Below are 11978 nucleotides of genomic sequence, written 5' to 3'. Positions count from 1 at the left end.
ACAATCTTTATTGGCAGCGAGTGTCAGTCAGCGACTGTCAGTCAGGCGCTCAGCCGTTGACGCGGTCGATGCCCTTCTGCACGTCGGAGAGGACCGAATCCCAGGAGTCGATGAAGGCAGCGACGCCATCGGCCTCCAGCTTGTCGGTCACATCCTTGATGTTGATGCCCAGGTCTGCCAGCTTCTGCATCACCTGGTGGCTCTCCTCATAGGTGCCCTTGACAGAGGGAGCGCCGTTGCCGTGATCGGCCAGAGCGTTCAGGGTCTTCTCAGGCATGGTGTTGACCACGTCAGGGGCCACCAGCTCGTCCACGTACTTGCAGTCGGAGTAGGCGGCGTTCTTGGTGCCGGTGGAGGCCCAGAGCGGACGCTGACGCTTGGCGCCCTTGGCTTCCAGGCCGGCCCAGCGAGGATCGCTGTCGAAGGCCGTTCTCGAAGAGCTCGTAGGCCAGGCGGGCGTTGGCCACAGCGGCCTTGCCCTCCAGGGACTTGGCCTCGTCAGAGCCGTTGGCCTCGAGCAGCTTGTCAACCGCAGTGTCCACGCGGGAGACGAAGAAGGAGGCGACCGAGCCCATGTGCTTCAGGTCATGGCCGTTCTTGTCGGCCTGGACCATGCCCTCGATGAAGGCGTCGATGACCTGCTTGTAGCGCTCCAGGGAGAAGATCAGGGTCACGTTGACCGAGATGCCCTTGGCCAGGGTGGCGGTGATGGCAGGCAGGCCCTCCAGGGTGGCGGGGATCTTGATCATGGCGTTGGGACGATCGACCTTGTTCCAAAGCTCTTCGGCCTGCTTCTCGGTCTCTTCGGTGTTGTGGGCCAGACGAGGATCGACCTCGATGGAGACGCGTCCATCCACGTAGTCGGTCTTCTCGGCGACCTCGCGGAAGATGTCGGTGGCGTTGCGCACATCGGTGGTGGTCAGCTCGCGGACGGCCTCCTCGACGGGGATGCGGCCCAGCTGCTTGAGCTGTTCGTCATAGGGACCCACCTGGCTCAGGGCCTTCTGGAAAATCGAGGGGTTGGTGGTCACGCCCACCACATTGCGCTCGGCGATCAGTTGCTGCAGATTGCCCGACTCGATGCGGGTGCGGCTCAGATCGTCCAACCAGATCGAGACACCTGAATCGCTGGTGCGCTGGGTGTTTGCATTTTCTGCCATCTTGTCACTCCTTATTTGGGTTCCCGATGGAATCACATTCACTATGCACTACCGGGAAGTCTGTTGCTGTATTCCCGCAGGCCCGCGTTTCGGGCGTGCCTGCAGGGGAGGGGGCCGGCGTCGCGGACGGCCCCCGATTGATCACGATGCCGGGTTCAGCGGGCCCGACGGACTTCCTCCAGGGAGGCCTGTGCTGCTTCGACCACATGATCGGCGGTGATGCCCAGGTCGCGCATGTTCTCGTCGCCGCTGCCCTGCAGGCCGAACTGCTCGATGGAGACGGGCTTGCCATAGCTGCCCAGGTACTTGTACCAGGGCGTGGCCAGTCCGGCCTCAACGGAGACGCGGGCCTTGACGGAGGCAGGCAGAACGGCTTCCTTGTACTCGTCGTCCTGCTCCTCGAACCACTCCAGCGAGGGCACGGAGATGACGCGGGCCTTGACGCCCTGCTCGGCCAGGGTCTTGGAGGCGGCCACAGCGTGCTGCACCTCGGAGCCGGAGGCCATGATGAGCACGTCGGGCTGGCCCTCGGTGTCGACCAGCACGTAGGCGCCCTTGCGCACGCCTTCGCGGGCCTTGGCCTTGGTCTCTTCCAGGGTGGGCACGCCCTGCCTGGTCAGGATCATGGCCGTGGGGTGGGTGTTGTCCTTCTCGAAGAAGGCGCGGTAGGCCTCAGCGGTCTCGTACTGATCGGCGGGGCGCACAACCTCCATCTGGGGGATGGCGCGCATGGCGGTCAGGTGCTCGATGGGCTGGTGGGTGGGGCCATCCTCGCCCAGGGCCACGGAATCGTGGGTCCACACATACAGGTTGGGGATGTCCATCAGGGCGGCCAGGCGCACCGAGGGGCGCTCATAGTCGCTGAACTGGAAGAAGGTCCCGTTGTAGGGCCTGGTGTCCGAACCCAGCAGGATGCCGTTGGTGATGGCGCCCATGCCGAACTCGCGCACGCCGAAGTGCAGCTGGCGGCCGTACTTGCTGGCCTTGGGCCACTGGACGGTCTCGTCGGCCTCCGGGGCGAAAGAGACTGCACCGTTGATGTTGGTGTTGTTGGAGCCGCCCAGATCGGCGGATCCTCCCCAGAGCTCGGGCATGATGGGGGCCAGGGCGTTGATGACCGCGCCGGAGGCCTTGCGGGTGGCCACCTTGGAGCCGGGCTCGAAGCCAGCCTCCAGGTCGTCCAGGGCCTTGTCGAAGCCCTCGGGCAGCTTGCCGGCATGGATGCGATCGTAGAGGTCGGCCTTGTCGGGGTTGGCCTTGCGCCAGGCCCGGTACTTCTCGTCCCAGTCCTTGTGGGCGGCCAGGCCGCGCTGGGCGACCTCGCGGGCGTGGGCCAGGGCCTCCTCGTCAATCTGGAAGCTCTGCTCAGGGTCGTAGCCCAGGGCCTTCTTCAGGCCGGCGACGGCCTCGGCGCCCAGGGCTGAGCCGTGGGCTGAAGGATCGTTGGTCTTGCCGGGGGTGGGCCAGGCCATCAGGGTGTCCACCTTGATGAACTTGGGCCGGTCGGTGACCTGCTCGGCCTTCTCCAGGACGGCAGCCAGGCCCTCGACGTCCTCCTTGTAGGAGCCGTCGGGCTGGATGAAGCTGAACTCGTCGGTGTACCAGCCGTAGGCCTGGTAGCGCTTGAGGATGTCCTCGCCCAGGGAGATGCGGGTGTCGCCCTCGATCTGGATATGGTTGGCATCGAAGATGACGGTCAGGTTGCCCAGGCGCTGGTCGCCGGCAAGGGAGCTGGCCTCGGAGGAGACGCCCTCCTCGACGTCGCCCTCGCCGCAGATGACCCAGACCTTATGGTCGAAGGGGGACTGCCCCTCGGGTGCATCCGGATCCAGCAGACCGCGCTCGTAACGCTGTCCATAGGCGAAGCCCACGGCCGAGGCCAGACCCTGGCCCAGCGGGCCGGTGGTCATCTCGATGCCGGGGGTCAGGCCGTACTCGGGGTGGCCGGGGGTCCTGGTGCCGGCGGTGCGGAAGCGCTTGAGGTCGTCCAGGGTCAGTCCGTACCCGGAGAAGTAGAGCTGCACGTACTGGGTCAGCGAGGCGTGGCCGCCGGAAAGAATGAACCGATCACGCCCGACCCAGTCGGGGTCGTTGGGGTCGTGACGGATGAAGTGCTGGTAGAGCGCGTAGGCGATGGGCGCCAGCGAAATAGGGGAGCCGGGGTGGCCGCTTCCGGCCTTCTCGACCGCGTCGGCCGAGAGGACCTTGGCCATCTTGACAGCCCGCTCATCGAGTTCGGACCATGTGAAATCTGCCATATGGTGCTGCTTTCCTTCCAATCTAGAGGTCTCCATGTTCGACTTGTGTCGAAAATGTTCGATTACCTTCACATTGCGCTTCCATCGTATCGGTTTGAGACGACACAATTCGGCTCTTCGCGCGACATTTTGGCACTCTCATGGCCCGAGTGCTAATAATGAAACCATGACGGAAGGAGCGACATTGCCTAATACCAGACGCATGCTGGTGCTGCGCGCGGTCGTCGAGGACTATATCCGTTCTCGCGAGCCGGTAGGGTCGGGTTCGCTCACCAGAAATCATCAGCTTGGAGTCAGCTCCGCCACCGTGCGCAACGACATGGCGGCCCTGGAGAGCGAGGGCTACCTGATCCAGCCCCACACCTCGGCCGGCCGCATCCCCACCCAGAAGGGCTACCGTTACTTCGTCGACAGGCTGGCCACCATCGTGCCCCTGTCCGCCGCCCAGCGCCGGGGGATCAACGCCTTCCTGTCCGGGTCGGTCAACCTGGAGGACACCCTGCAGCACGCCGCCCGGCTTCTGGCCCAGATCACCGGGCAGATCGCCGTGGTGGCCTCGCCCTCCCTGGCCAGCTCGAACCTGCGCCGGGCCGAGCTCATAGGACTGAGCCGGGGGACCGTGCTTATGGTGGTCATCACCGACACCGGCCGGGTGGTCCAGCGCACCCTGCACGGGCCCCTGCAGGAGGACCCGAATGCCCTGGCGGATCTGTCCGACAAAATCAACAGGCAGTGCCAGGACCTGCCCCTGGACCGCGCCGCCGACCGCTGCCGCATGCTGGCCGACTCCCTGACCGAGGGCCGTGACAAGTCCATGCTGCGCCTGGTGGCCACGGTCTTCGACGAGATGGCCACCCGGGAGCAGACCAGCGGCCTCTACATGGCCGGCACCTCCCAGCTGACCCACAGCCAGGCCGTCTCCCTGGGGGACCTGGGCTCGCTGCTGGACGCCCTGGAGGAGCAGGTGGTGCTCATGCGGCTCATGCGGGCCCAGAGCGAGCTTTCCCGCGAGAGCAACGGGGTCAGCGTGGCCATCGGCACCGAAACCAGGACCCCGGAGCTGGCCCACGCCTCGGTGGTGACCAGCGGATACGGGCATGCCCGGTCCAGGCAGACCGACGGCTCCGAAGCCGACGAGCCCGTGGCCTTCGTGGGCTCCATCGGCCCGACCCACATGGACTATCCGGCGACCATGAGCGCGGTTCGTGCCGTGGCCTCGTATTTGACCGGTTTTTTGGCAGGCGACGGGGAGCCGTGACCGTCAAGGCAAACGCATAAGTCATAGGTATCGTGGGCCCATGCAACTATGGGTCGAGAGGGCATCAAACGAAAAGGATGATCGGTGGCAGATTACTACGAGGTTTTGGGAGTCGAGCGCGGCGCGAGCGATCAGGACATCAAGCGTGCCTATCGCAAGATGAGCCGCAAGTACCACCCGGACATCGCCGGGCCTGAATACGAGGACAAGTTCAAGGAGGTCAACAGCGCCTACGAGGTGCTCTCCGACCCCGAGAAGCGGCGCATGTACGACGCGGGCGTGGACCCCAACGACCCGCAGGCCTCCCAGGGGGGCAGCCCCTTCGACATGGGCGACGTCTTCAACCAGTTCTTCGGCGGCGGCTTCGGGGGCACCGCCCAGGGGCCCATTCCGCGCACCCAGCCCGGCCGGGACGCCCTGGCCCAGGTCTCCGTGGACATGAAGACCGCCATCTTCGGCGGCGTGGTGCGCACCCCCATCAGCACCTACGGCCTCTGCCAGGAGTGCGGCGGCTCGGGGGCCCAGAAGGGGACATCCCCGGTGACCTGCCCGGTCTGCAACGGCAAGGGCTATGCCCAGAAGGTGGTGCGGACCCTGCTGGGGCAGATGATGAGCCAGGCACCCTGCGAGCGGTGCGAGGGCCACGGCACCATCATCGAGCACCCCTGCCCGGTCTGCAACGGCCACGGCCGTGTGCGCACCCGGCGCGAGGTGGGCGTCAACGTGCCCGCAGGCGTGGCTGACGGCTCCCGGCTGCGGCTGGCCTCCCAGGGCGAGGTGGGCGAGGGCGGCGGTGCCGCCGGCGACCTGTATGTGGACATCACCATCAAGCCCGACAAACACTACACCCGCAGCGGCCAGGATCTGCACTGCTGGATCGCCGTGCCCATGACCTGGGCCGTGCTGGGCCACCAGGTTGACCTGGAGACCTTCGACGGCCAGCGCCAGGTGGACATCCCCGCCGGCTGCCAGCCCGACCAGGAGATCACCATCAAGGGCCTGGGAGTAACCAGGCTCGGCAACCGGGAGGAGCGCGGCGACATCATCGTCCACGTGCTGGTCCAGATCCCCACCAAGCTGGACGACGATCAGCGCCGCCTTATTGAGGACTTCGCCAACAGCCACGACTCCGAAGCCAGGCAGGTCCCGCAGAGCGCCAAGCCTGCCGGAGCCTGGGGCCGCAAGGGGATCTTCGGCAAGCTCAAGGACATCTTCAGCTGAGCCGGCTGAGTCAGCCCAGCAGCGACCGGCACATGGACCGGTACTCGCTCACATAGCCGCCGCCGAAGAATGCGCAGTGCCCGGCGATGGCGTAGAGCTGCCAGAGCGTGGTCCGGTTCCGGTAGCCGGCCGCCAGGGGATGCACGCTCTGGTAACCGTCCAGAATCTGCCCCAGGTAGGGGATGCCGAACAGCTGCAGCATGGCCAGATCCTCCTCGCGGTGGCCGCCATGGGCCGCAGGGTCGATCAGGACGGCCTGGGTGTTCCCGTCGTTCCTGGTCCACATGACGTTCCCGCTCCACAGGTCCCCGTGGACCCGGGCTGGCTTGTCATTGGCGGCAGCGCCCAGCAGCTCCGGCAGGGCCTGGATCACCTCTTCGGTCATCTTCATGTCATTGCGGTTCAGGGCTCGCCGATCCATGGCCATGCCCACCATGGGCTCCAGCCGTCCCTTGGCCCAGTAGGTGGCCGGGTCGTCCCAGGCGCCCACGTCCATGGGGAGCGGATCCTGCAGGGGTCCGAAGTAGCAGGTGCCCGTGTAGCCCTCGGGCGCGGAGCCGAAGTGGTCGGCCCCGGCATCATGCATGTGGGCCAGCTGGGCGCCAAAACGGTAGGCGGCACCAGGCGTGGGGGAGGCGGAGGCCACCTCCTCGATGTCCAGGTAGTCCGGGCCCCAGTCGTAAACGTCCACCACCCGGGGACCGCCCTGGGCCTGAGCCTGGCCCAGCCATTGAAGCCCACGCCCCTCGCACTCGAAGAATCCCGCCGGGGCCCCGCCCCTGGATTTTCTGTAGGTCTTGGCCATGATGATCCACACCCCTATTCGTCGAGTCGTCGATTCCGACAAGACCCATTGTGGGCATTCTGCGAGACATGCCCGGCCCTTGGCTCTGCCTGCCCTGCGCGGTGGCTATGCTTGCCATTGTTGTCCGACATAGCAAGAGGGGTCCATGAATTTCTTCGAAGCCATTCTGTTCGGCCTGGTGCAGGCCCTGACGGAGTATTTCCCCGTCTCATCCAGCGCCCATATCCGCATCGTGGGCGGCCTGCTGGGCCAGGACCCTGGCGCGGCCTTCACAGCCATCATCCAATTCGGCACCGAGCTGGCGGTCCTGCTCTACTTCCGGCATGACATTGCCCGCATACTGACCCACTGGTTCCGCTGCCTGGCCGGCAAGGACGGCTCCTCCTGGCGCGAGCGGATGGGCTCCAAGGATCATGACGCGGCCCTAGGCTGGTACATCATTCTGGGAACCCTGCCCATCGTGGTGGCGGGCCTGCTCTTCCAGAAGATAATCGAGACCAAGCTGCGCAACCTCTGGATCACCGTGGTGGTGCTGATCGTCTTCGGCCTGCTGCTGGACTACTTCGACCGCCACGGCCGCCAGAACAAGGAGATCCGCCAGATGAGCGCCCGCGACGCCCTGCTCTTCGGCATCGGGCAAATGCTGGCCCTGATCCCCGGCGTATCCCGCTCGGGCGGCACCATGACCTTCGGCCGCGCCCTGGGCTACACCCGCGAGTCCGCCACCCGGGTCAGCTTCCTCATGGCCATTCCCGCCGTCTTCGGCGCCGGCATCCTCGAGACGGTAAAATCCTTGAAGAACATCAACGCGGACGCTGCCTTCCCCGGCTGGGGGGCCACCATCTGCGCCACCGTGGTCAGCTTCCTGCTGGGATACATCGTCATCATCGCCTTTTTGAAGATCGTCTCGCGCTTCTCCTACCGGGGATTCGTCATCTACCGGATCGGCCTGGCCATCTTCGTGGCCATCATGCTCATGGTCGGCGCCCTGCCCGCAGTAGGGGGCGTGGCGGCCAGCTGAGCCTGGGTGAATTGCCGGGGGATTCGACGCTCATATGGCCCCGTGATAGGATTTGCTCATGCGCTGCCCATGGTTGCGGGGGACTGGGTCAGTGAAATGTTTTGAATCCTTTGGGGAGGTTTGTTGTGGTTTCGTCGTCGACGTCTGCCGATTCTCGCACGCATAGGTTTGGCCTGCGGTCGCTCATGTCAGCAATGGTGCTGATACCCCTGCTGCTGACCGGCATGGCCACCGGCACCGTCTTCGCCTCCGGCTCAGATGTCAACAGGGGGGGGGGTCGCTATACAACTCAGGTAGATAACGGTTCCCTTAGCCATCTACAACCTTCTAGCCTGCCTTCCCCCTCGCCGCTGACCACTTCATCTGTTTCCCCTTCTGCTAGTCAGTCTCCAACTGGCCCTTCCCAGTCCCTTGGAATCTCCCCATCCAGCTCTTATTCAACCGCAGTAATCAAGTCTGCTGCTGATTCTCACACGGTCATGTTCGATCCTGCTAATGGAAGCAAAGCGGAACGTGTAACTGTGCCGGATGGATCGCTAGCGTCACCTCCTGCCGATAATCCGAAGCGTGACGGCTACAGGTTTGACGGCTGGTCGGAGCATGACAGGATCATGGACTTCCGCACCCCGATCACCGGGGACACCGTTTTGAAGGCCAAGTGGACCCCGGTGACTGATTGGGCGCTCAGCCCTGACCATGGTCCGGCTTCCGTCGGCACCAGCATCACCATCACACCGCCAAACTCGGATTCACCATCGTTCAGCACCTTGGAAGCCCATGACGGCAAGCTGATCGGCGTGACCGGCGATGGCCACCTTTTCACGTGGACAACGAACGATAAGATGCCTGTTCAGGTGCCATCACCTCGAGATACGTCTGGCGAGGTGCGATTCACAGCTGGAGTCGCTGGCGATAACAGCTACGCGGCCCTGAGCCGGGACCACCGCATCTACATTTGGAGCAAAAGCGGGGAGACGCCAGCCCTACTCGAGGCAGACCCCACGACCTACACCAGCATTGCCATGGCTGCTGACCGACTTATGGCAGTAGATCAGGAAGGGCGTATCCACACATGGACCAGTAAGGGTGAGCCAACAGGAAAGGCCATAAGCCTGCCAAGGCAGGCATTGGCAGTCAAAGCGGCTGCCAACATTGATCGCCTGCTCGCCTTGGACAGCAAGGGCCAGGCCTGGACTCGGAAGCCGTATGCCATTAATACCAATCAGATTCAACCCGTCAAGCTAGCCAACCGAATTGTTCAGATATCAGCTATGGATCACGGCTTTATACTTCTGGACTCAACAGGCCAGGCCAGCTATCTGGACAACGGACAAAACCAGACAGAGTCGCTAGTCCTGCCTGACCATTCTGCCGTAATAGCAATAAGCATTAATACAACACAAGCAGCTTTGGTTGATTCCAAAGGCCACATCTGGGCTTGGAAGCCTGGCGAAGCACCCACCCGGGCAGACGACGGGAGCCAGCAGTACACGCAGGCTGCAAGCACCGGCAGCAGGATGACCGCCATCAGCAGGCAGGACAATGCGTTCACGTGGAGCTTAGACAAGCAGGGCCAGCCAGGCAGGCCAGCCCGGCTCGACACCACACAGTCGCCCGCTTTGGAATCAGCCAGCATGGACGGCCAAGCATTGACGCTCAGCAGGAACAACGATTCATGGCAGGCGGACATACCTGCCAGCAAGCCCGGGCCAGCCGCCATCCTCATCACCGGCAGGCAAGACGGCCGGCCCTTCACCAGGAGCCTCAACTACACGGCCGACCAGACGCTGACACGAGACACCGAACCACGATCCACACTCACGGTCCGATTCGACACAGGCGGAGGAAAACCAGAACCCACAGACCAGAGTTTCTCCGCCCCGAACAGCAGGGTGAAGCGCCCCTCCCCTGACCCGGCGCGCCAAGGCTTCCTGTTCGACGGATGGTTCATCGGCGATATCGCCTACGATTTCAGCAAGCCCGTCGACAAGAACCTGACCCTGACCGCCAGATGGTCGCACGCAGGCCGGAACAGCGCGTGGAGCATCAGCCCCGACAAGGGCAGCCAGCTGGGCAGGGAATCCACCACCATCACCCCGCCTGACAGCGCCAGCCGGGGCATCAGGCTCAGCCAGGTCAGCGGAGCAGCCAACGGCAATTTTTCCTTGGCGGTGGGCAGCGACGGGAATGCCTACGCATGGGGAGACAACTACTATGGCCAGCTCGGCGACGGGACGAGCATCACGGAACGTCATACGCCGGTCATGGTGAAGCAGCCTGACCGCAACACGTACCCGGACCTGCCAGCGGATTTCACCTACGTGCAGGTCAGCGCCGGAAGCTCTCATTCGCTGGCCCTGGGCAGCGACGGGAACGCCTACGCCTGGGGAGACAATAGCTACTATGGCCAGCTCGGCGATGGGACGAGCGGCAGCTATCGGTCTACGCCAGTGAGGGTGAGGAAGCCTGATCGCAAGACGTACCCGGATCTGCCAGCGGATTTCACCTACGTGCATGTCAGCGCCGGAGGCTCTCATTCGCTGGCCCTGGGCAGCGACGGGAACGCCTACGCCTGGGGAGACAACAGCAATGGCCGGCTCGGCGACGGGACAACCAGCGAGCGGCATGCGCCGGTCAGGGTGAAGACGCCCGACCGCAGCACGTACCCGGACCTGCCAGAGGATTTCACCTACGTGCAGGTCAGCGCCGGATACGATCATTCGCTGGCCCTGGGCAGCGACGGGAACGCCTACGCCTGGGGAGACAACAAGTATGGCCAGCTCGGCAACGGCGGAGGCTCTTCGTATGTTCCTGTGCGTGTGCGTGACCCCACTAATCCCACCGACACGAGCAAAGGGCTGAAAGCCACACAGGTCAGCGGCGGAGAATGGCACTCGCTGGCCGTGGGCAGCGACGGGAACGTCTACGCTTGGGGAGTCAACAACGTTGGCCAGCTCGGCAACAACACCAGCGGCGACTATGCGAATTCATCCGTTCCTGTGCGCGTGCGCGACCCCGCCAGCCCCACCGACACGAGCAAAGGGCTGAAAGCCACACAGGTCAGCGCCAGATACTGGCATTCGCTGGCCGTGGACAGCGACGGATACGTCTACGCCTGGGGAACCAACGCCTATGGCGGACTCGGCAACAACAGCAGAGCCGGCTCTTCGTCTGTTCCTGTGCGCGTGCGCGACCCCGCCAGCCCCACCGACAAGAGCCAAGGGCTCAAAGCCGCACAGGTCAGCGGCGGATACGAGTATTCGCTGGCCGTGGGCAGCGACGGCAACGCCTACGCCTGGGGATACAACGGCTATGGCCAGCTCGGCAACGACAGCATCCCCACAGGGCACTATAACTTTAGCGCTAGTAGTCTTGTTCCTGTGCCGGTGTCGTTCAACCTGCAGCTGGTGATCACCGGCGTCAGATTCGACCAGACACCCGTATCAGGGCTGACGCGCGGCGACGGCAATAGTGTCACCGTGACCACGCCCGCGCACCAGCCGGGCACGGTCACGGTCAGCGTGGACTACACGCTGGGCGGCGCACCCCAAACGCCCGACACCACCCTCCGATACACGTACCTGCCCGCAGGCGTGCTCCCAAGAGCAGGCGGGGAGGGCATCCTGCTCATCCTGGCCACAGGAATGACCGGCATGGGCGGGGTCCTCGCCTCACGCCGCCACAGGAGAGAACAACACAGGCTGTCACACGCTTCACACGAGTAAGAGCGGCCGGGCGGCGTATCAATCCCCCCGCCCCCGGCCCACATAGGGGGAGCAGGGAGGAAACGTGTCACTGAAGGCTCAAACCCCAAGAGAGCCGACACTTCCCTCCCGCGCCCCCACCACACTTCCGCAGGCAGCAGCCGAAGGCAGGCATGCACGCCCCCATCCCCGCCTGGGAGAGGAGGAAACACAGCCAGGCCGGCCAAGAGGCTTAAACAGCCCCCAGCCCGCCCGGCCGCTGTTTACTCATTTCATTATGTGCCTCACATAAGCCAGTTCAATATCTTTGGCAAAGTCGCTTTCAGATCCACCCGACAACAAAACATGTGACCAGACTCACATTGTCCTTGCGTCTTGTCCTAGGAACCATACAGGTACTGATGCCCCGCTTCTGAATTACTTAGTTTACAATGATTACCGATCATCTTGTCTCTTTCTGTCCTGCAGGATTGGGGAAAAGCAGCTTCGCCACGACACCGAGTCCGTTACGACTGGCCGGGTTTGCGAAAAGCAAGATTCAGCCGCCTTGA

6 protein-coding genes and 1 pseudogene are annotated in these 11978 nt (G+C 63.9%); 4 read left to right on the top strand and 3 right to left on the bottom strand.

Features of this window, described 5'->3' with window-relative positions; all coding sequences use genetic code 11:
- Positions 1 to 49 precede the first annotated feature (49 nt).
- Together tal and tkt are read right to left on the bottom strand one after the other, a co-directional pair.
- Positions 50 to 1160: pseudogene (tal, locus tag RAM15_RS03970) on the bottom strand (transaldolase).
- A 155-nt stretch (positions 1161 to 1315) separates the two neighbouring features.
- Complete coding sequence (tkt, locus tag RAM15_RS03965) at positions 1316 to 3418, bottom strand: transketolase (protein ID WP_306222191.1); 2103 nt, start codon at positions 3416 to 3418, stop codon at positions 1316 to 1318.
- 184 nt (positions 3419 to 3602) lie between these two features.
- On the opposite strand from tkt, the gene hrcA reads away from it, so the two are divergent.
- Positions 3603 to 4676, top strand: coding sequence for a heat-inducible transcriptional repressor HrcA (hrcA, locus tag RAM15_RS03960; RefSeq protein ID WP_154313491.1), 1074 nt, complete (start codon positions 3603 to 3605; stop codon positions 4674 to 4676).
- Positions 4677 to 4760: 84 nt separating this feature from the next.
- Positions 4761 to 5897: a molecular chaperone DnaJ gene (gene dnaJ, locus RAM15_RS03955; RefSeq protein WP_306222190.1), complete on the top strand. Its 1137-nt coding sequence runs from the start codon at positions 4761 to 4763 to the stop codon at positions 5895 to 5897.
- A gap of 10 nt (positions 5898 to 5907) precedes the next feature.
- On the opposite strand, the gene RAM15_RS03950 is transcribed toward dnaJ, so the two are convergent.
- On the bottom strand, positions 5908 to 6702 hold the full coding sequence (locus tag RAM15_RS03950) for a fructosamine kinase family protein (RefSeq protein ID WP_306222189.1): 795 nt from the start codon (positions 6700 to 6702) through the stop codon (positions 5908 to 5910).
- A gap of 145 nt (positions 6703 to 6847) precedes the next feature.
- Here RAM15_RS03950 and RAM15_RS03945 point away from each other — a divergent pair, with 145 nt between their 5' ends.
- Complete coding sequence (locus tag RAM15_RS03945; RefSeq protein WP_029678827.1) at positions 6848 to 7723, top strand: undecaprenyl-diphosphate phosphatase; 876 nt, start codon at positions 6848 to 6850, stop codon at positions 7721 to 7723.
- A gap of 185 nt (positions 7724 to 7908) precedes the next feature.
- Positions 7909 to 11448 carry an RCC1 domain-containing protein gene (locus RAM15_RS03940; protein WP_306222188.1) on the top strand — a complete coding sequence of 1180 codons (3540 nt, stop codon included), beginning with the start codon at positions 7909 to 7911 and terminating at the stop codon, positions 11446 to 11448.
- Positions 11449 to 11978 lie beyond the last annotated feature (530 nt).

The organism is Bifidobacterium asteroides (genome assembly GCF_030758775.1).
Classification (GTDB): Bacteria; Actinomycetota; Actinomycetes; order Actinomycetales; family Bifidobacteriaceae; genus Bombiscardovia; species Bombiscardovia kimbladii.
Note: the sequence above shows the minus strand (reverse complement) of the source record. Positions and strands in the feature narration are given on the sequence as shown.